This is a genomic window from Hymenobacter sp. BT730 (genome assembly GCF_030542105.1).
Taxonomy (GTDB): Bacteria; Bacteroidota; Bacteroidia; order Cytophagales; family Hymenobacteraceae; genus Hymenobacter.
The window spans coordinates 71640-92162 of the sequence record NZ_JAUOFB010000002.1; the positions used below are offsets into that span (position 1 = coordinate 71640).

Genomic DNA, 20523 nt, shown 5'->3' on the forward strand with positions numbered 1-20523 from the left:
TTCTTTTTTCCTTTCTGTTATGAAAAAGATTGTTTTGCCCGCATTGCTGGCCTTCACGCTCCTGGCGGCTCCCGCCTTCGCTCAGTCTCCCGTTGCCAACTCGGCTGGCACCAGCGCTCCTCGTGCTGCCAAAGCCGCTAAAGCTTCTGCTGCGGTATACAAACTGCAGCCACAGCTGAGCACCCTGGGCTGGTTGGGTAAAAAAGTAGCCGGTCAGCACAATGGCACGGCCCAGTTCCAGCAGGGCGACCTGCTCGTGCGTGGTAACAAGCTGGTAGGCGGCACCGTGACGGTGGATATGAACTCCATCAAAAACGAAGACCTGACGGATGCAACCTACAACGGCAAGCTCATCGGCCACCTGCGTTCCGACGACTTCTTCAGCGTGGAGAAGCACCCTACCGCTACGCTGAAAATTACCAGCCTGGCACCCATTAAGGCTGATGCTCAAGGCAACAACATGCGCATCACCGGCGACCTGACCATCAAAGGCATCACCAAGCCTGTTACCTTCCCTGCTAAAGTAGGTGTGAAGAACGGCGTGGCTGCTGCCAGCGGCACGGCCATCATCGACCGCACCAACTATGACATCAAGTACGGCTCGACATTATTCGGTGCCGCTGCTGACAAAGCCATTGACAATGAATTTGCGCTGAGCTTTAACGTCATTGCCAAGAAGTAAGCAGCCCTGCTGCTGCCTTTCGGCAACGATTTAAAAAGTCCCGGATACCATGGTGTCCGGGACTTTTTTGTGGGGTAGGAGGAGCTTTTAATCGGCCAGTGGCAACTCACGCGGGAGCTCAAATTTCAGATTGCGGCTTTTGGTGCGCGCATGCAGTTGGGTCAGGAAATCATCCAGCTCCGCCTTATACTCCAGCCACAGGTCCTCGTGCAGATTGTTGAGAATTAGCTGCGCCGTACGGGCTGCCAGACGGGCAGAGCCTACATAAAAGCCATTGTATGGGCTTTCAAACTGCCCGGTATAATTGTCGAAGATAAGCCGGAGCGTATATAGGTTAAGGTCTACTTCCAGCTTTTTGTCTTTAGTGATACGACGGGCACGGGCTACTTCTTTGGTGGCTTTTTGCAGGGCTTTGGTGAGGCTGCGGTTGAGCAGCCGGCCCGTTACGGCCACGTTAAACAGTTCATGAATACGGTCAGCGGCCTCTTCGTATACAGTATCCAGGGATACTTCAGGCAGCAGTTCAAAGCTCAGTGTGTCATATAGCTCGGCATCCCGGCGCACGGCCCGTAGCAGCAGGGTTTCTTTCTCTTTATCGGAGAGGCGTTTTAGGGCTTTTTTGAAGTCGGCGGAGGGAACGGGCATAACGGGAGCTGCCGGGATGAGCAAAACAAAAATGGTGGCCAGGTTACCGCCTGCCCGGCAAGGAATGCAACTTCCTGCCGGCGGCACCCAGGCGGGAATGGTACTGTGGCAGGCCGGTAAAGGTTTAGCCGCCCCTATGCGGCGGAGTAGTTATAGGGCTGATGTAGTGCCTGGGGTCGGGGCAAACAAAGCCCACAGGATAAGCTAGGGTTGCTGAAGCCGGCCACTGATTTTCCTTGATTTTTTGCGAAACGATTCTGCTCGCCAAGGGGTTATAGTACTCTGAATAGCGCCACGCAACGCGCTTTTATGGCCGTTTTTTCGTATTTTTGCCGCATGAATACCAACCCGCAAATCGATTACGACGAGGACGTACTATTGCTGGAGGAAACCATCGATGTGCGTGACCTTATTGTGTACAACGATGACGTAAATACCTTCGACCACGTCATAAAAACCCTCATCGACGTCTGCGGCCACGAGCCTGAGCAAGCTGAGCAATGCACCCTGCTCATTCACTACAAAGGGCAGTGTACCGTGAAGCATGGCGCCTTCGAAGAACTGGCTGACATGTGCACCGCTATCCACGACCGGGGCATTTCGGCGGATGTCCTTTAATTCAGTTACGAGTTGTCAGTTACCAGTTGCCAGGTTGTTACCAACAGGCCGCGGGCATTGGCAACTGGTAACTGACAACTCGTAACTGAAACTGAATGGAATTCCCTTCCAAACTGATAGAAAATGCCGTGGGCGAGCTGGCGAAGCTGCCCGGTATCGGCAAAAAAACCGCGCTACGGCTGGCTCTTCACTTACTGAAAGCCGAAACCGAGGCCACTGCCTCCCTGGCGGAAGCCCTGGCTAAAATGCGCTTCGATATTCGTTACTGCGACACCTGCCATAATATCTCCGACACGGAGAAATGCGGCATCTGCGCCAACCCGTTGCGCGACCATAGCACCGTTTGCGTGGTGTCCGACATTCGCGACGTTATTGCTATTGAAAATACCGGGCAGTACCAGGGCACGTACCACGTGCTGGGTGGTGTTATTTCCCCCATTGAAGGTATTGGCCCCAGTGACTTGCAGATTGAGTCCCTGGTAGAGCGTCTCGGCGAGCCGGAATCGGAAGTAAAGGAGGTTATCCTGGCCATCAGCCCCACAATGGAGGGAGATACTACCGCCTTTTTCCTTTCCCGCAAGCTGCGTGACTTTCCCCAGGTGCATATCAGCACCATTGCCCGCGGCGTGCCCATGGGCGGCGAGCTGGAATATGCCGATGAAATTACTTTGGGCCGCTCAATTGTAGAGCGTCAGCGCCAGGCTAAGTAATTACAATAGGGAAGGAGCACTTTTCCTCGGCCCACCTTCATACACTGATTCCTTTAAACCCCTTGACACACTCTCAGAGCGTCAAGGGGTTTTTGCATCTGAAGCCTTCTGATATCTCCTAGGAGGTAAAATGCCTCGTGATGCCTGCCGGACCGGAACCAGACATTGGCAACTCTGCTTACCTTTCGTGGCCGTTCGATCCTGCCCCGCCGCGCCTGTGAAGCTTTCCGTCGTTATCGTCAATTACAATGTCTGCTATTTCCTGGAGCAGGCGCTGTTGTCGGTGCGCAAGGCAGTGGAGAAGCTAGGGGCGCCGGCAGAGGTATTTGTGGTGGATAACAACTCCGTAGATGGCTCTGTGGCCATGGTACGGGCACGCTTTCCGGAGGTTATTCTCCTGGAAAACAAAGACAACCCCGGCTTCAGCAAAGCCAATAACCAGGCACTGCGCCGGGTCTGCGGGCAGTACGTACTGCTGCTGAACCCCGATACCGTGGTGGAAGAAGACACCTTCCGCCTGTGCTGCGACTTTATGGATGCACACCCCGAAGCCGGCGGGCTGGGGGTGAAGATGCTGGATGGGCAGGGCAAGTTTCTGCCGGAAAGCAAGCGCGGACTACCTACTCCTAAAGTTGCCTTTTTCAAGATGTTTGGGTTAGCGCAGCTTTTTCCCCGCTCGCGCACCTTTGGGCGCTACCACCTGGGCTACCTGGATAAAGACGAAACCCATGCCGTAGAAGTACTAAGCGGGGCCTTTATGCTGATGCGCCAGCGCGCCCTGGACCAAGTGGGGCTGCTGGATGAGGATTACTTTATGTATGGCGAGGATATTGACCTCTCGTACCGGCTCACGCGAGGTGGCTGGAAAAACTATTACTTCCCGGGTACCCGCATCATTCATTACAAAGGCGAAAGCACCAGGCGCACCAGCGTAAACTACGTGTTTGTGTTCTACCGGGCCATGGTCATTTTTGCCCGAAAGCATTTTGCGCCGGGCCGCGCCGGTATATTCTCGCTGCTGATAAACCTGGCCATCTGGCTGCGGGCCGGCGCTGCCGTGGCTCGACGCCTGCTCACGCAGGCGGCCCCGGTCCTGCTGGATGCCGCCCTGATTTACGGGGGGATGTATTTCCTGAAAGTATACTGGGAAAACAACCACAAATATGTGCCCACGCCCTACCCACCACAGTTTATGCTGGTGGCTGTACCAGTGTATATAGGGGTGTGGCTCACGGCTGCCTATTTCAGTGGGGCCTACGATAAGCCGGTGCGTATTCTGCGCATTGTGCGCGGTATCTTTCTGGGAACGGTTTTAATTTCCGCAGGCTCCAACTTCTTTGATGCCTGGCGCTTTTCTAAAGCCTTGATTATTCTGGGTGGCGCCTGGGCCGTGGCGGCTCTTTTGCTGCGCCGGTTGCTGACGCACTTTCTGCGCCACCGTAATTTCCATTTGCAGAAAGAGGAGCAGAAAAATATTGCCATTGTGGGCTCGGCGGCGGAAAGCACCCGGGTACGCTTTCTGTTGGAAAATGCCGGCGTACGGGCCCGCATTATGGGGTACGTAAGCCCGCTGCCGGTAGCCGCCCAGGAAGTTGCGCCCCCGGACCTGCTGGGAGAATTGCGCCAGCTGGAAGATATTATCCGGATTTATGAGGTGGATGAGGTCATTTTCTGTGGCAAAGACTTGTCGGCCAGCCGTATTATGGCCCTTATGGTGCATCTGCCGCAGCAGCGCCAGCACCCGGTGGGCTATAAAATTCTGCCTGAGGACAGCCAGTACATCATCGGCAGTACCAACAAAGACAGCCCCGGCGACTACTATACGCTGGAAATTGCCCTGAATCTGTTTCAGCCCCAGCATATTCGCAATAAGCGCGTGCTGGATGTACTAACCAGTTTACTGCTACTGCTGGCCTCGCCGCTGGTAGTATGGGTGATGGTGCAAAAGGTGGGCTTCCTGCGCAATTGCCTGCGCGTGCTGGCCGGAAACCGCACCTGGGTGGGGCTGCACCATGCCGCCGGACCCCGGCGCATGACCCAGGCTATCCTTTCGCCTGCTGATGCGGGCGAAACCACCGCGCCGCTGTCTGAAGCCACCAAAAGGCGGGTAGAGCTCCTATACGCTCGGGATTATGCCACCAGCACCGACCTGCGTCTGCTGCTGCGCTGCTTCCGCTGGCTGGGGCAGGAGTAGGGCCATTGCTTGCTGCTACCGAGTCCGTACATTCCCGTACTTTTGACCCCTGTTTCCCACCCACCCACTTTGCTCTTTTGCTATGTCACCAGCTGTTGACTCGCTTGCTCCCTCGTCAACCCCCATACTGTCAGACCGCATCAACACGATGCAGGAGTCACAGACTATTGCCATGGCCAAAAAAGGCCGTGAGCTGGCTGCACAGGGCATCGATATTATCAGCCTGAGCTTTGGCGAGCCGGATTTTCAGACGCCGCAATACATTAAGGACGCCGCCAAAAAAGCTCTGGACGACGGCTTTACTTTTTATACCCCCGTACCCGGCTACCCCGACCTGCGCCAGGCTATCTGCGACAAGCTGCAGCGGGAAAACCACCTGGCCTACAAGCCGGAAAATATTGTAGTAAGCACGGGAGCCAAACAGGCGCTGGCCAACACTGTGCTCAGCCTGGTAAACCCCGATGACGAAGTCATTGTGTTTGCTCCCTATTGGGTGAGCTATGAGGAGATGGTGCGACTGGCAGAAGGCACCGCCATTACACTCATGGGCTCCCTAGAAAACGACTTCAAAGTAACTGCGGCTGAGCTGGAAGCAGCCATTACGCCCCGTACCAAGCTGATCATGTATTCGTCGCCGTGCAATCCCACGGGGGCGGTATTTTCCCGCGAAGAGCTGGCCGCCATTGCTGCCGTGGTAGCCCGGCATCCTCAGGTGTATGTGCTGGCTGATGAGATTTACGAGTACATCAACTTTGTAGGCGAGCATGTGAGCCTGGCGCAGTTTGAGGACATAAAGGACCGGGTGATTACCGTGAATGGTTTCTCGAAAGGCTATGCCATGACGGGCTGGCGCGTGGGTTATCTGGCCGCACGCAAGGAAATTGCCAGTGCCTGCGAGAAAATGCAGAGTCAGATTACCTCTGGCACCTGTTCCATTGCCCAGCGCGCGGCCCTGGCCGCCCTGCAAGGTGGCCGCACTTCCGCCGACGAAATGGTGGCCGCCTACCGCCGCCGTCGCGACCTGGTCCTGGAGCTGGTAAAGGATATTCCCGGTTTCCGCACACCCACGCCCAGCGGTGCTTTCTATGTATTTCCGGACGTGAGCGGGTATTTTGGCAAAACGACGCCCACTGGCAGTGTTATTCAGAATGCCACTGACCTGGCTATGTACATGCTGAATGATGGCCACGTAGCGGCCGTAAGCGGCGACGCCTTCGGCGCGCCTAACTGCATCCGCTTCAGCACCGCGGCTGCCGATGAAAAGCTGCGGGAAGCCTTCACCCGCATCAAACACAGCCTGGCTAAGCTGGTATAAACTGTAGCGCGCCGGCTTTACTCCGAGTAGAGCAAGTAGCAGACGTAAGCATACATGGATAGGCTGTGTATCGGAACTTACCTAACAGTTGGGTGAAGCCGACGCGGCGCGCTACAGCGCTACTTCCTACCTTTGCGGCTTCGTTTCCTGAATCTGACGCAATGCCCGCCTCCGTACCGCCTGCTTCCCTCTCTGAGTTATTTGAAGCTTTTAACCACCTGACCGTCCTGATTGTGGGCGACGTGATGATGGATGCCTATGTGTGGGGCAAGGCCGGCCGGCTGTCGCCGGAAGCACCGGTGCCGGTAGTGAATGTGAGCCGCACCGAGCAGCGCCTGGGTGGAGCTGCCAATGTGGCTCTGAATGTGCAGGCCCTGGGAGCTACGCCGCTGCTGTGTGCCGTAATAGGCGAGGACCAGGGCGGCAGCCAACTACTGGATTTGCTGCGCGAAAATAACCTGTCGGCGGAAGGAATGGTGCGCAGCAACCACCGGCCCACCACCGTTAAGCAACGCATTCTGGCCCACGGCCAGCAACTCCTGCGCATCGACTCGGAGGTAGAGCATAACCTTAATCAGGAGGAAAATACTGCTCTCACGGCCCGCTACGCCGCCCTGCTGGACCGTGCCGACGTAGTGATTTTTGAAGATTACGATAAAGGCGTGCTCAGCGAAGCCAGCATTACCCGGTTTATTGAGCTGGCCCGCGAGCGGGGCATTCCTACCGTTGTCGACCCCAAGAAAAAGAACTTTCTGGCGTACCGATACTGCACGCTGTTCAAGCCCAACCTGAAAGAGCTGCGCGAAGGGCTGAAACTGGAGTTTGAAGATACTGATGCCGCCCGCCCTCAATTCGAAGCGGCCGTAGACCGTCTGCGCGAGCTGCTACTACCGGAAATTGTGCTGGTTACCCTCTCTGAGCGCGGCGTTTTTGTGGAAGACGAAGCTACGCAGCGCACCTACATTCCCGCTCACCTGCGCAGTATTTCCGATGTTTCCGGCGCCGGCGATACCGTAATTAGTATTGCTGCACTGTGTGTGGCGCTGGGTATGGCCCCGCCCATAACGGCCGCCCTGGCTAACCTGGGCGGCGGGCTGGTGTGTGAGCAGGTAGGCGTAGTGCCCATTGAAAAAGCACTGCTACTGGCGGAGGCTCAGGAAAACCAAGTGCTATAGATGCGCTAAACAGAAAAAATACCATCCTGATGCAGGTAGGCCCTTTTTACGGTAGAGGATTTGTCGTAAAAACGACTTTTGCAACCGCGAAAAGGGCCTTCCTGCATCAGGATGACAAATTGTTTTTGCAGTAACTAACGGCGCATCTTCACGCTGTATTCCTTCACTGTATCAACAAACACGCGCACGTTGTCCGGGTCAGTGTCGGGATATACGCCATGGCCCAGGTTGGCAATGTGGTGGTAAGGGCCGAACTGCTCGAGCATCTGTATGGTAGCCTGGCGTACCTGCTCGCGGGTACCGTAGAGGGCGCAGGGGTCCAGGTTGCCTTGCAGCGTTTTGTCGCCTATTAGTGGGCGCACTGTGCGTGGGTCCTGGTTCCAGTCCAGCCCAATGGTGCGGCAGGAAAGCTGCGCGAAGTCACCCACTGCCCAGAAAGCGCCTTTGGCAAACACAGTAACCGGTACCTCTGGTATGGCTGCGCAGATTTCTGCAATGTAGCGCGTGCTAAACTCCTGGTAATGCGCGGGCGGCAGAATACCCGCCCACGAGTCGAACACCTGAATAATGTTAGCACCGGCCTGCACCTGCGCTTTTAGGTAGGCAATGGTAGTATCCGTGATTTTGCGCAGCAACTCATGCGCCAGCGCCGGGTTGGTATACAACAGGCGGCGGGCTTTGCTAAAGGTTTTGGATCCGTGGCCTTCCACCATGTACGCCAGAATAGTCCAGGGGGCACCAGCAAACCCGATAAGTGGCACACGGCCATTCAGGGCGCGTTTGGTTACCCGAATAGCTTCCAGTACGTAGCCTAAATGCTCTTCAGGGTCGGCCACGCGCAGGCGGGCCACATCCTGCGCAGTTTTAATGGTTTCCGGAAAAAGCGGGCCGCGGGCCTCAATCATCTCATAAGTGAGCCCCATAGCTTCGGGCACCACCAGAATATCGGAGAAGATAATGGCTGCATCCACATCCAGCGCATCTACCGGCTGAATGGTAACCTCGGCTGCCAGATCGGGCGTTTCTACCAGTTCCTTAAACCCACTGAGGCGGGCGCGCAGGGCGCGGTACTCGGGCAGAATTCGGCCTGCCTGGCGCATGAGCCACACGGGGGTACGTTCAGTCTGTTCGCCGCGGGCGGCACGGAGGAGGAGGTCGTTCTTAATCACAGATTTCGCTGATTAGAGGCCGGAAAGCGGCGCTGGCAGCAAAGGTAAGCCTAGCACTCAGGAATACAGAGGGTACATACCCAAAATGCCAACTCTCTCACTCTTGCCTGCGGTGAAAGATGATGGTGCGGTGGTCTGGCAGGAAGCTGATGGATTGGTATTCACCTTTACTAATATCATTTTTTGAAAAGGTGCAAGGCTTGATAAGGGCTGATCTGTCACATGAAGTACATAGCGCATTTCCGACAACAGTAGTGTCTTGGCTGGAAACATTAGTCTGAAAGGTTGGGTCGGCATGTAGGCTATGTAATAGACGCTGATAATCAGCCGCATCAACTTTTACCCGTGCATCAACGAAATAATCTCCTCCCAAATCAAGCCCTGATTCTTTTCCTTTCACGATTTCGCCCGAGGCCGGGAAAGAAAGCCCTGTTAAATTCTCGAATTCCTGTTCAAATTCGCTATCGAAGGGAAAGAAGAAGGAGTAAATGCCTATTATCCAAAAGAGGATAAAGCACAACAAAAATGCTTGCGAGATGCGTGCTGCCCACAAATGGTTTCGACGATGGAACCACTGGCCTAGCCGCCATAATAGGATAGTGGGGACCCCTAGTATAACGACAAAAAATATGGCGAATACGAGTATCAGCATGAGTACTTCTCCCATGATTTTCCTATCTGCTCAGCCCCGGAAACAGTGCCACAATAGCGGTAGCCAGAAAATTCACCCCAATAGCCAGAGTCAGGAAACCCATAATGCGCGCCAGCGCCGCCATACCCGGCCTGCCCAGAAACCTGGTGAGCCGCAACGACGACATCAGAATCAGGTAGCTGGCCAGCGCCACCAGTACAAAACCTACGATAATCAGCCCCATATCCGGAAAAGTGAGCTTTTCGGCAAATAAGCCAATGCAAACGGCCATAGAGCCAGGCCCGGATAGCATGGGCATGGCCAGGGGAGTAAAGGAAATATCATCCTTGTGCATACTTTCTTCCAGGGTGGCGTCCGAAACTTTGGCGCGGTTGCCACCGGGCGTAAGCAAATCAAAAGCGGAGCGCATGAGCAGAATACCGCCCGCAATGCGCAGGTGGTGAATGTTGATGCCGAAGAAATTGAGTACATACTGCCCGGCGAAAAACGACACGGTGAGTACCCCAATCATGTACAGGCACGCCCGCAGGGCCACTCCAGCGCGGTGTGCGGGTGAGTCTTCCTGCGTCAGGGTCAGGAATACCGGCATGGCCCCAAAGGGGTTCACAACGGAAAATAAGGTGGTGAAAGTGGCGAGCAGGATTTCCATGCGAGAACGGGCGCGGTGGGAGTGGGGTAAAGGTACGAGGGATTGAGAATCAGCAAAGAGGGAAAATGCTATGTTTGATAATCCAACTGTTATGCCGGAGTGCCGTAGAAATCCGCGGGCAGCCTTCCTTTGATCCAATTTCCCTTTATGCATACGCCTTCTTCCGCTCCCGCTCCAGCCCCCGACGAGTCCCGGGACGTTACCCCGTTGGTTGGCATCATCATGGGGTCGCAGTCTGACCTGAAAGTTATGACAGCCGCGGCGGAGCTGCTGCGCCAGTTTGGCGTGCCTTATGAAATTACCTTAGTGTCGCCGCACCGCACGCCGCACCGGCTGGTGGAGTATGCCGAAAATGCCCGTAAGCGTGGTTTGCGCGTCATTATTGCCGGCGGTGGCGGCGCAGCTCATCTTCCCGGAATGGTGGCGGCCTTTACAAGCCTGCCGGTAGTGGGCGTGCCCATCAACTCTTCCACCTCTATTCGAGGGCTCGATTCGGTTCTGTCCATGCTACAAATGCCGGCCGGGGTACCGGTAGCCACCGTGGCTATTGACGGCGCTGCTAATGCGGCGGTGCTGGCTACGCAAATGCTGGGACTGAGCAATGCCCGCTTAGTAGATGTCTTGGAAAAATACCGTAACTCGCTAAAAGATAAAGTGATGCGAACTATTGAAGAGCTTCGCAAAGGCGGTTACAATGATGATATTTAACGAAATTACGCTCTGAGCCTCCGCTGCTGATTTTCCCACCCCTAATGAGCTTTTCTCTTGCCTGATTTTGATGCCCCGGTTTGGTTACTGATTGCGCACGGTATCAACCTGCTGCTTGCCATTGGTTCCCTTATAGCCACCTTATTGCCACTTCTCCGCGAAGAAGCCTGGTGGATCAGGATATTCGACTTTCCTCGCCTGCAGATTGTATTTGTAGCCATAGCTACCCTGGGCCTAGGGTTTGTGCTTGGGTGGCATCAGCTGCCGGGTTACTGGGGCCTGGGGTTAATGGCCGTACTGGCCATAGCAGTGGGGTACCAGCTTTTTCGTATTATTCCTTACACTCCCATTGTAGGCAAACAGGTAGGCGACAGCACCCTGAAAGATGCAAAGCGCCACATGAGCCTGGCGGTGATGAATGTGCTACAGTACAACAAGCAGGCTCCCAAAGCCCTGCAGGTGCTGCAGGAAACCGACCCTGACCTCATTATTGTAGTAGAAACCGATAAGTGGTGGCAGGAACAGCTGCGGCCTCTGGAAGAAACGCATCCTTATATCTGCCACGAGCCGCTGGATAACACCTACGGCATGCTGTTCTACTCGCGCCTGCCCCTGCGCGATGCCCAGATTAAATACCTGCTCGACGACGATATTCCCTCCCTGCACACCTACGTGCAACTCCCCGATGGCCATAGCTGGGTTCGGCTGTATGGCCTGCACCCCAAGCCGCCCGCACCGCAGGAAGCCGAAACCAGCACCCGTCGAGACGCTGAGTTGCTGATTGTAGGTAAAGAAATAGACTACTCTGAGGAGCCTACTATTGTGTTTGGAGATATGAATGATGTGGCCTGGTCGCATACCAGTGAGCTGTTCCGGCGCATCAGTGGGCTGCTGGACCCACGCGTGGGCCGCGGGCTACTTCCCACTTTTCATGCCGAGTACCACCTGATGCGCTGGCCGCTGGACCATGTCTTCGTTTCACCCCACTTTAAAGTAGAAGCCATGGAGCGTCTGCCTTATGTAGGCTCCGACCATTTTCCTATCTACATCAAAGTCAGCTACGAGCCCCACGACAAAACGCAGCAGGAGAAAAATCAGGAGCAAGCTGACGCCGAAGACCATCAGGAAGCCATAGAGAAAATTCAGAAAGGCTTTGAGGAAGAGGCGGAAGAAGAGCACAAGGAGCGCCAAGAGAAACTGGAAGCCACTTCATAAATCTTTTCCTATCTGGCAATTTGCCAAAGTAACCTTCGGGCTGTTTTAATCGGGTTTAAACCCCCGGATGCACTCTGCCACTTCTGCCACCTGTGCTTCCTGCATGCCCGGCCACAGCGGCAGGCTGAGGCTGGTAGCGGCCAGCCGTTCCGCTATTGGAAACTGCCCGGCCCTAAAGCCCAACTGTTGGTACGCCGGCTGCAAATGCGGCGGCACCGGGTAGTGAATGACGGTGCCAATGCCGTAAGCCGAAAGGTGCTGCTGCAGCGCATCACGGTGCGGTGTGCGTACCACGTACAAATGATAGACGTGGGTGGACGTAGGCAGCCGTAGTGGCAGTTGTAGCCACGGAATATCTGCCAGGTAAGTATCATACCAAGTGGCCAGCTGTTGGCGCTGCTGGGTCCAGAAGGATAGATGCGGCAGTTTTACGCGTAGGATAGCGGCCTGCAGCTCATCCAGCCGGGCATTGAAACCGATGACTTCGTTCTGATATTTCTGCCGGGAGCCATAGTTGCGCAGTACTTTCAACTGTTCGGCCAGCGCGGCATTTTCCGTAGTTATGGCGCCTGCATCACCCAGCGCGCCTATATTTTTAGTGGGATAGAAGCTGGTGGCATTTGCCTGCCCAAAGCTGCCCGTTAGCTGCCCGTGGCTGACGGCACCCTGCGCTTGGGCATTATCTTCAATTACCAGTAATTGATGCCGCCGGGCCACCGTCATAATAGCCTTCATATCACAGGCTTGGCCGAAGAAATGGACCGGCACAATAGCGCGGGTACGGGGGGTAATGGCCGCTCCCAACTGTTGCGGATCCAGATTGAATGTCTGCTCATTCGGCTCCACCGGCACCAGCGTGGCGCCCACGTAGGAGACTGCCAGCCAGGTAGCCACGTAGCTATTGCTGGGTACCAGCACTTCGTCGCCGGGACCGATACCCAACGCCACCAGGGCCAGGTGCAGCGCCGATAAGCCACTGCTGACGCCCACGCAATGTGGTATCTGATTAAAGGCTGCGTATTCTGCCTCAAATTGCCGCACTTCCTCTCCCAGAATATACTGCTGCGAGTCGAACACCCGCATAGTGGCCGCCTGCACGTCGGCACGAATACGTTCATTCTGGGCGGTGAAGGAGAGAAAGGGAACGGGCATCGGGGCGGGAAGAAGGGCGTATCAACAAAGAAACAGCTTTAGCCGCCGCCGGGCAAAAGCCCGCGCTATGCCGGCTGATACAGCCACGCCATTTGCTTTAGACTTATAGCGTCGGGCACCAGGCGCATCCCCAAGTTGCGCAGCTTAATCTGCCACGGCTTTTCCAGCTGCGCCAGCTGGCCCAGTTGCCAGGAAGTATTCACAATGCGCGTGGTGCGGGGCAGGCGGCGCTGCTCAAAGCGCTGAAAGGCGGCGGGAATATTGGTTTCAGTTTTCAAGGACTCTGCCAGCACCAGCGCGTCCTCAATAGCCATGCCCGCGCCTTGGCCCAGATTGGGCGTGGTGGCATGGCCGGCATCCCCTAACAGCAGCACCCGCTCGAATGCCAGCTGGGTAAGTGGTTTCAGGTCGAGAATGTCATTCCAGAGCACCTCCTCATCAGAGGAAAGAGCCAACAGCTGTGGCACTGGCGCGTGGAAGCCGCCAAATTCCCGGCGCAGGTCAGCCAGGCGGTAGCGGCTAAAATGGGGGCTGTTTACCTGGCCACAATTCAGGCAGGCAAACCAATACACGCGGCCGTGGCCCACGGGCACGTAGCCGAAGCGCCGCCCTCCCGTTCCCCACACCTCGCTGGATTCGCCCACCGGCAGGTTTAAGGAGGTAGCATCAACTACAGCACGCCAGCAGGTATAGCCTGCGTACCGGGGCTTGGCCGGGGGCATCAACTGCCGGCGCACGCGGGAGCGAAGTCCATCGGCTCCAATCAGCGCATCGGCGGTAAGCGAGGTGCCGTTGGCCAGGTGCGCCCGCACGCCGCTGGCCGTTTGCTCAAACCGCTCAAATGGAATGCCCAGCTGCACGGTATCGGGTGGCAAGCCGGCCAGCAGCGCCTGTTGCAGCGCCGCCCGGTGAATGCCCAGGTTTTGGAAACCCAAGTGACGGGTGAATTCCGCGGTATCTACGGTCTGTAGGATACCACCCTGCTCATTGTGCAGCTGAATTTTGGTGATGGGGGTGCCTTGCGCCCGCGCGGTTTCCTGCAGGTTTAGCTTGCTAAGGGCCAGCATAGCATTAGCACCTAATACCACGCCCGCGCCAATTTCCCGCAGTTCGGGCGCGGCTTCAATCACTCGCACCGTATGCCCTTGCTGCAAAAGTGCATGGGCCGTGGTGAGGCCGCCAATGCCTGCCCCGATGATGAGAAAGTGTGCCATGTACGAAAAGTAAGTGAACTATTAATGAAGCAGCCCTAACGCACAAAAGGCCGGCAGCATATAGCTACCGGCCTTTTTGTTCTTATAAGCCAACAATTACTTGTTGCCGTCTACTTCTTCGTAGTCTACGTCAGTCACGTTGTCGTGTGCCGCGCCGCCCTGACCGTTGCCGCCGGGCTGCTGGCCGGCACCGCCGAAGGGGTTGCCACCTTCTGCACCGCCGGGCTCACCGCCCTGGGTTGCGCTGTACATTTCCTGCGAAGCTGCCTGCCACGCGGCATTGATAGCCTCCATTGCTTTGTCGATAGAAGCAATGTCTTTGCTTTCGTGCGCGGTTTTCAGGTCGGCCAGCGCAGTTTCTACTGCGGTTTTGTTGCCGCCGCTCAGCTTGTCGCCGTACTCTTTCAGCTGCTTTTCGGTCTGGAAGATCATCGAGTCAGCGGCATTCAGCTTGGAGATGCGCTCCACTTCAGCTTTGTCTGACTCGGCGTTGGCGGCCGCTTCTTGACGCATCCGCTCGATATCTGCATCCGATAGGCCGGAAGAAGCTTCAATGCGGATTTTCTGCTCTTTGCCGGTGCCTTTGTCTTTGGCTGATACGTGCAGGATACCGTTGGCGTCGATGTCGAAGGTTACTTCGATCTGCGGAACGCCGCGGGGTGCTGGCGGGATGTCAGCCAGATGGAAGCGACCAATGGTGCGGTTCTGCGAAGCCATCGGACGCTCGCCCTGCAACACGTGGATTTCAACCGAAGGCTGGTTATCCGAAGCCGTGGAGAAGGTTTCCGATTTCTTGGTCGGGATGGTCGTGTTCGACTCGATGAGCTTGGTCATTACGCCGCCCATCGTCTCGATACCCAGCGAAAGCGGGGTTACGTCCAGCAGGAGCACGTCTTTCACTTCACCGGTCAGTACACCGCCCTGAATGGCAGCGCCTACAGCTACTACTTCGTCGGGGTTAACACCCTTGGAAGGCTTCTTACCGAAGAACTTCTCTACTTCCTCCTGAATGCGGGGGATACGGGTTGAACCACCTACCAGGATTACTTCGTCGATATCGGAAGTGCTCAGGCCGGCATCCTGCAGGGCCTTTTTGCAAGGCTCCATGGAGCGACGTACGAGGCTGTCAGCCAGCTGCTCAAACTTAGCGCGGCTCAGCTTTACCACCAGGTGCTTAGGGCCGGAGGCAGTTGCTGTTACGTAGGGCAGGTTGATTTCCGTCTCCGTAGAAGAAGACAGCTCTACTTTGGCTTTCTCAGCGGCTTCTTTCAAACGCTGGAGCGCCATAGCGTCCTTGCGCAGGTCGAGGCCTTCGTTTTCGCTGGCGAACTGATCGGCCAGGAAGTTGATGATTACCTGGTCGAAGTCGTCGCCGCCGAGGTGGGTGTCACCGTTGGTAGACAGTACTTCGAACACACCGTCACCCAGCTCGAGGATGGAGATATCGAAGGTACCACCGCCAAGGTCGTACACGGCAATTTTCTGGTCTTTGTGCTTCTTATCGAGGCCATAAGCCAGGGCCGCGGCCGTAGGCTCGTTGATGATGCGCTTTACATCGAGACCGGCAATAGCACCGGCTTCTTTGGTAGCCTGACGCTGAGCGTCGTTGAAGTAAGCGGGCACCGTAATAACGGCTTCCGTTACGGGCTGACCCAGATAATCCTCAGCCGTCTGCTTCATTTTCTGCAGTACCATGGCCGAAATTTCCTGCGGCGTGTACTTCCGGTCACCGATTTGCACAGCTACCGTGTTGTTAGGACCGGGCACCAGCTCGTAGGAAACGTGCTTGGCTTCTTCGGTTACTTCGCCGAAGCTGCGACCCATGAAGCGCTTAATCGACTGAATCGTGTTCTTGGGGTTGGTAATGGCCTGACGCTTGGCGGGGTCACCGACTTTACGCTCGCCTTTACCGTTATCTAGGAACGCTACGATGGAGGGGGTGGTGCGGCGGCCTTCGCTGTTTGGAATCACCACCGGCTCGTTGCCTTCCATTACGGCCACGCACGAGTTGGTGGTGCCGAGGTCAATACCGATTATTTTGCCCATGTGGATGGTTATCGTTTAGGAGTTGAGGTGTCAGGGTATAATTGCGAATCACTCGCGGGAGGAGGATTACAAGCAGCGTACCAGCCCTTGCGAAGGGCTTTTCCTGTGACAACTTGTCATTTTTACGGGACGGCAACGCCGCTTTTCCGCCGCTCTGACCTTTTCCCTGAACCCCTAATACCTATTTCCCTGCCAGCTGGGCAGGAGGGGTAGATGCACCAGTAGCCTTTTTGAAAGCTTGGTTTCCTACAAAACCATCAACCCGGCTTTGCCAGAGTTCCTTGTGTTTCTTCCAATAAGGCTCATGGCCGGATCCCGCAAAATCCTGTCGTTGCTTAGGTCCCCGCAGGTTCTGGTAAATAGCGTCGGTTTCCTGACGCGTCACCCGTGGGTCGGTTTCGCCCCACATGAGCAGAGTAGGAGTAGTAATGTGGCTGGCGAACTGCGTAGCATCGAGGTCAAAAGCCCAGAAACCGTTTTGCACGCCACCCCAGAATACTAACAGGTTGGCCATCGGGAAATCAGGCAGGTGCATGGCGGCAAACCGGTTCTGAGCGGTTTGTAGCATGCTACCGTAGGGGCATTCCAGGATGTTGGCCTCAGGTGCTACGCCCAACTCACTTTCTGCCCGCAGAATAGCCTCGGCCCCCATGCTAACGCCGTAAAGCAAAACCGGCTGATGGGGCTGTGTCTGCTGTAACCAGGTAAACACCGTTCGCACATCCTCGGCTTCCCGATACCCTACGGTGCAGGTATAGCCAGCAGAGCTGCCGTTACCTGCAAAATCAGTGAGCAAAACATTGAAGCCTAAGCGGCGGAAATAGGCTGCTTCGGGTAATAGTGCTGCTTTGTTGCTGGTATAGCCATGGAAAAGCGCTACCGTGCCTCGCGCATGCGGAACGGTACTATACCACACTTCCAGGCGCCCGTTGGGGCTAGTAAGAAAGATAGTAGTAAAGGGAAATTCGGGAACAGTGAGGCTGTGCGGCTTGGGGTTTGAAACGCCCATAAGCAGCACACCCAGCTTAAGCCAGCCGGTAAGCCGCTCCGGATGGGCGGTGCGCACGGCAGCAGCCGGGGAAAAATGGGTGAAGCGCCAAGCGTGGAAAAAGGCCACGGCGTTTAACACAACCGTGGCCAATACTAAGAGCAGCAGAACAAGGCGCTTCCGCTTCATCGGCCAGCCTTGCGCCCGCCACCAGTAGGCCGGTCGGAGCCAGGCTTGCGGCCAGCGCCACTTCGGCTAGGGCCTCCGGCGGGTTTGCCTTTTCCTTTTCCCGGTGCCGGGCCGCCGGCACTGCGGCCGGTTTTGGATTTGCTGCCGGCCCCGCTCTTGGCACCAAAACCGCCCCGGTTATAGCCACCAGCGCTGTTCTGGCCAGGTTTTTCACTAGCCGGGCGAATGCCGCCCGGCCAGTAGCCACTGTCTGATTTGCTGGCGGGCTTAAAGGTGCCGGCGGCCAGGGTTTGTGCCGCCATATCATCGGTCAGCGCTTTTACCTCATCGGCGGTCAGCTCGCGCCACTGGCCGGGCTGCAAGTTGCCTACCGGAATACCAGCGAGGCGGGCGCGCACTAAGCGAAGTGTAGGAAAGCCTACAGCGGCCGTCATTTTGCGCACCTGCCGGTTCATGCCCTGGGAGATGGTAATCTGAATCCATGAGGTGGGAATAGCGGCCCGGAAACGTACAGGCTTGCTTCGGTCCCAAAGCTCAGGAGCTTCAGGTAGCAGCTCAACTTCGGCCGGCGTTGTGAAGCCGGTTTTCAGGTCTACACCGCGGCGCAGGTTTTCCAGGGCTTCTTCTGTGGGAATGCCCTCTACCTGTACCCAGTAGGTTTTCGGCACTTTAAAGCGTGGCTCCGACAAGCGGTGTTGGAGCTGCTTATCGTCGGTGAGGAGCACCAGGCCTTCCGAGTCGTAATCCAGGCGGCCTACGGGGTAGATGTTGGGGATATTGACGAAATCCTTGAGTGTGGCACGGCCATTCTCGTCGGTAAATTGGGTGAGGACTTCGTAGGGTTTGTTGACGAGGATGTAACGCATGGTGCAAAGGTAGCCACTTGTAGCACTACACTCCACCCGAATATTTACGCAACGCCCACTCCGCCGAAATCAGCGTCAGAATCAGGAAGAAGAGCCATTTCATGTTGATGAGCTCCTTCAAGTTTTCCTCAGAGTAAATAACCGGCTTGTAATTGGCCTTTTCGATGTCCTGAGTGAGCTGGGCGAACTGCTGTGGGAAGTAAAGGCGCTGCCCGCTGCGGCGGGAGAGTTGGTAGAGTAAATTATGGTCGGCGCGGGCTTCCAGGGCTTCCAGTTGCTGCTCCTGTACCAGTAGCTCGCCGCGGTCCTGCTGAGGCTGGCCACCTAGCGTGGCGCGGGCCGTGTAGCGGTAGAGGCCGCCGGGTAATGACCCTAGGTGCAAGGGCGCGCCATCTTCGGTATTGGTGTAGCTGAAGGTGCGCGTCTGCTGTTTTTCGTCGGTAAGGGTGAGGGTAATTCTCTGATTGTAGATGCGCTCAAATACCGCATTGTAGGTTTCGGCGCCAAACGTTACGTCATCCTGCGAGGAAAAAGCATCCTGCGTGGGGTATACATCGAGGCGCTTTTTGTTGGCGTTTTGCGTGAGCAGTTGTAGCGTACGAATTATCAGTCGGTCATACGCCTCGGGACGGTCGTTGTGCTCGGTAGCTTCCTGTAGGCGCCACTGCCAGCTGCCATCGGTTAGCAAGGTGGCCTGGCGCTGGGCCGCTGAGCCGCCAAAAACCAGCAGCGGGCGCTGGGTTTTCAACCGACCTACCTGCTGAAATAGGGCCGCTTCAGCCCCGCCACTCAGGCGCAGGCTACCAAACGGAACGGGTGCCGGAGAGTAAGCAGCAAACCGACGCTGGGCATCGTCTTCAAACGAAAAGCGCGCAAATGCAGGATTGGGTACGGGCGTTACATCGTCGGTTTGGGCTCCGCGCGGCTGCACGGTCAGGCCGGCCCCCAAACGGTTGTAGGCATCAAAGTCAGACTGCGCCCCCAAAATGTAGAAGGCCGGAATTTTACGCTGCCGTACCTGGGCCACTACCTCGCTGCCCAGCCCGCCGCTGGCCGGAAGCTGATGCAGAATGGCCACGTCGTAATCCTGGGCCTTTAAGGGGCTGATGCCGGGCAGATAAGTAACCAGGTCGAAGTTGTCGTTTTGTTGGATGGCGGCGCGCAGGGCTTTCAAGTCAGGGTGGGGGGCTGCGCCGGCCAGAAGCACTTTCAGCTTGCCTTTTACCACGTCCACGTAAGCAAATTTGCTGTTGTTGAGCAGGGTAAACTCGCCGGGCTGCTTTTCTACTACTACCTCGTAGCGGCGCTTGCCGGGGGCGGGCGCCATCACCAAAAAAGTAGTTTTCTGCCGCCGTTGGCCCGCGGCCAGCTTCACGCTTTTGGTTTGCAGTACGCGGCCGTTTTCGCGCAGCTGCACCGTGGCTGTGCTTCCGGCATAGCCATCGTAGCCAATTTCGGCTTCAATAGGGAAACGGTTGCCGCTGAAGGCTACGCGGTTATAATTCAGAGCCGGAATACTGAGGTCTTTTTTGGGTACCGTGTCCCCCACAGCCAGGCCGTAAATGGGGAAGCGGTATTCCGAATACTGCGGCGCCCTGCCCTGGTTAACAATGCCATCTGACACCAGTACCACTCCGGCCAGATTGCGCCCTTCGTAGCCCTCGCTCACGGAGGTCAGCATGCCATCCAGATCCGAAGCGGCAGCTGTAAAGCGCAGGGAATCCGGGCGAGTGGGACGAGGGTTAGGCGTGAGCGTCTGGGTTTCCACGGTAAAGCCCTTGGCCTCCAACTCGGTGGAAAGCTGGCGCAGGCCATGCGTGGTTTGCTGCAGCAGTGGCGCCGGCGTAAACAGCCCTACCGACTGCGAATTGTCCACGGCCAGCACAATGGTTGGCTTCTCGGTAGTGCTGGTGGTGGTTTTAATGAAGGGGGAGAGCAGCAGGAAGCACAGCAGGCTTACCACCAGAAAGCGTAGGGCTGCCAAGCCGTAGTTCAGCGTCCGGCTCCAGGGCGCTTTGGCTGAGTAAAGCAGGGCCGCGTAGCCCACGCCCACGGCCAGGCACAGCAGAATAAACCAGGGAGAAGCGGCGAGGGAAATCAACGGCAGAAATACGTAAATGGAGCACAAAGAACTCCAAAGCAAGGGAAACGGTTGCTTGGGTCTTTCAGGGATAAAGAGTAGGTAAGATGGGCGAAGTTAAAAGTTATTGGCAGGCCCCATCAGCTAACGGGCTTTTTTGCCAAAATTGCCTAGCGGCGTAAGCCAAATGTAGGCCGAGGTTGTTAAGGGAAATCTGCTTTTACCAACCGCAGTTTACCAGCAGGCGTTTTCATTG

The 20523-nt window shown here is 56.3% G+C and carries 18 protein-coding genes; 8 read left to right on the top strand and 10 right to left on the bottom strand.

The window, feature by feature from the left end; translation table 11 throughout:
- The first annotated feature begins 19 nt into the window (after nucleotides 1–19).
- The gene (locus Q4G72_RS07290; RefSeq protein ID WP_303310755.1) at nucleotides 20–682 is read left to right on the top strand and encodes a YceI family protein; all 663 of its coding nucleotides are present in this window, start codon (nucleotides 20–22) and stop codon (nucleotides 680–682) included.
- 87 nt (nucleotides 683–769) lie between these two features.
- Here the strand turns inward: Q4G72_RS07290 and Q4G72_RS07295 are convergent, their stop codons facing one another.
- Nucleotides 770–1327 (bottom strand): hypothetical protein, encoded by a 558-nt coding sequence (locus Q4G72_RS07295; RefSeq protein WP_303310756.1) that lies wholly within the window; start codon nucleotides 1325–1327, stop codon nucleotides 770–772.
- 336 nt (nucleotides 1328–1663) lie between these two features.
- Here Q4G72_RS07295 and Q4G72_RS07300 point away from each other — a divergent pair, with 336 nt between their 5' ends.
- The 5 genes from Q4G72_RS07300 to Q4G72_RS07320 all read left to right on the top strand — a co-directional run bounded on the left by Q4G72_RS07300 (nucleotide 1664) and on the right by Q4G72_RS07320 (nucleotide 7339).
- Nucleotides 1664–1945, top strand: coding sequence for an ATP-dependent Clp protease adaptor ClpS (locus tag Q4G72_RS07300; RefSeq protein WP_303310757.1), 282 nt, complete (start codon nucleotides 1664–1666; stop codon nucleotides 1943–1945).
- A 95-nt stretch (nucleotides 1946–2040) separates the two neighbouring features.
- A complete protein-coding gene (gene recR / locus Q4G72_RS07305; protein ID WP_303310758.1) occupies nucleotides 2041–2655 on the top strand; it encodes a recombination mediator RecR in 615 nt (204 codons plus the stop codon).
- Nucleotides 2656–2842: 187 nt separating this feature from the next.
- Entirely contained in the window at nucleotides 2843–4849 is a 2007-nt protein-coding gene (locus tag Q4G72_RS07310; protein WP_303310759.1) for a glycosyltransferase family 2 protein, read from the top strand.
- Nucleotides 4850–4931: 82 nt separating this feature from the next.
- Entirely contained in the window at nucleotides 4932–6164 is a 1233-nt protein-coding gene (locus Q4G72_RS07315) for a pyridoxal phosphate-dependent aminotransferase (protein ID WP_303310760.1), read from the top strand.
- Nucleotides 6165–6325: 161 nt separating this feature from the next.
- Nucleotides 6326–7339: a bifunctional heptose 7-phosphate kinase/heptose 1-phosphate adenyltransferase gene (locus tag Q4G72_RS07320; protein ID WP_303310761.1), complete on the top strand. Its 1014-nt coding sequence runs from the start codon at nucleotides 6326–6328 to the stop codon at nucleotides 7337–7339.
- A 134-nt stretch (nucleotides 7340–7473) separates the two neighbouring features.
- Here Q4G72_RS07320 and hemE read toward each other — a convergent pair whose 3' ends face one another.
- The 3 genes from hemE to Q4G72_RS07335 form a co-directional block, all read right to left on the bottom strand.
- Nucleotides 7474–8508 carry a uroporphyrinogen decarboxylase gene (gene hemE / locus Q4G72_RS07325; RefSeq protein WP_303310762.1) on the bottom strand — a complete coding sequence of 345 codons (1035 nt, stop codon included), beginning with the start codon at nucleotides 8506–8508 and terminating at the stop codon, nucleotides 7474–7476.
- Between the two features lie 97 nt (nucleotides 8509–8605).
- Nucleotides 8606–9061 (bottom strand): hypothetical protein, encoded by a 456-nt coding sequence (locus Q4G72_RS07330; protein WP_303310763.1) that lies wholly within the window; start codon nucleotides 9059–9061, stop codon nucleotides 8606–8608.
- Between the two features lie 121 nt (nucleotides 9062–9182).
- Nucleotides 9183–9809 (bottom strand): MarC family protein, encoded by a 627-nt coding sequence (locus tag Q4G72_RS07335; protein WP_303310764.1) that lies wholly within the window; start codon nucleotides 9807–9809, stop codon nucleotides 9183–9185.
- Between the two features lie 147 nt (nucleotides 9810–9956).
- Between Q4G72_RS07335 and purE the strand changes: the two genes are divergently transcribed.
- Both purE and Q4G72_RS07345 read left to right on the top strand, forming a co-directional pair.
- The gene (purE, locus tag Q4G72_RS07340; protein ID WP_303310765.1) at nucleotides 9957–10517 is read left to right on the top strand and encodes a 5-(carboxyamino)imidazole ribonucleotide mutase; all 561 of its coding nucleotides are present in this window, start codon (nucleotides 9957–9959) and stop codon (nucleotides 10515–10517) included.
- Nucleotides 10518–10574: 57 nt separating this feature from the next.
- Nucleotides 10575–11732: an endonuclease/exonuclease/phosphatase family protein gene (locus Q4G72_RS07345; RefSeq protein ID WP_303310766.1), complete on the top strand. Its 1158-nt coding sequence runs from the start codon at nucleotides 10575–10577 to the stop codon at nucleotides 11730–11732.
- A gap of 45 nt (nucleotides 11733–11777) precedes the next feature.
- On the opposite strand, the gene Q4G72_RS07350 is transcribed toward Q4G72_RS07345, so the two are convergent.
- From Q4G72_RS07350 to Q4G72_RS07375, 6 genes are all read right to left on the bottom strand, one after another.
- Nucleotides 11778–12884 carry a DegT/DnrJ/EryC1/StrS family aminotransferase gene (locus Q4G72_RS07350; RefSeq protein ID WP_303310767.1) on the bottom strand — a complete coding sequence of 369 codons (1107 nt, stop codon included), beginning with the start codon at nucleotides 12882–12884 and terminating at the stop codon, nucleotides 11778–11780.
- A 65-nt stretch (nucleotides 12885–12949) separates the two neighbouring features.
- The gene (locus Q4G72_RS07355; RefSeq protein WP_303310768.1) at nucleotides 12950–14098 is read right to left on the bottom strand and encodes an FAD-dependent monooxygenase; all 1149 of its coding nucleotides are present in this window, start codon (nucleotides 14096–14098) and stop codon (nucleotides 12950–12952) included.
- Nucleotides 14099–14194: 96 nt separating this feature from the next.
- Nucleotides 14195–16144, bottom strand: a complete 1950-nt coding sequence (dnaK, locus tag Q4G72_RS07360; protein WP_303310769.1) for a molecular chaperone DnaK — start codon at nucleotides 16142–16144, stop codon at nucleotides 14195–14197.
- Nucleotides 16145–16325: 181 nt separating this feature from the next.
- Complete coding sequence (locus Q4G72_RS07365) at nucleotides 16326–17285, bottom strand: alpha/beta hydrolase (protein ID WP_303310770.1); 960 nt, start codon at nucleotides 17283–17285, stop codon at nucleotides 16326–16328.
- Between the two features lie 32 nt (nucleotides 17286–17317).
- Nucleotides 17318–18187 carry a pseudouridine synthase gene (locus Q4G72_RS07370; protein ID WP_303310771.1) on the bottom strand — a complete coding sequence of 290 codons (870 nt, stop codon included), beginning with the start codon at nucleotides 18185–18187 and terminating at the stop codon, nucleotides 17318–17320.
- A 25-nt stretch (nucleotides 18188–18212) separates the two neighbouring features.
- The gene (locus Q4G72_RS07375; RefSeq protein WP_303310772.1) at nucleotides 18213–20288 is read right to left on the bottom strand and encodes a VWA domain-containing protein; all 2076 of its coding nucleotides are present in this window, start codon (nucleotides 20286–20288) and stop codon (nucleotides 18213–18215) included.
- Nucleotides 20289–20523 lie beyond the last annotated feature (235 nt).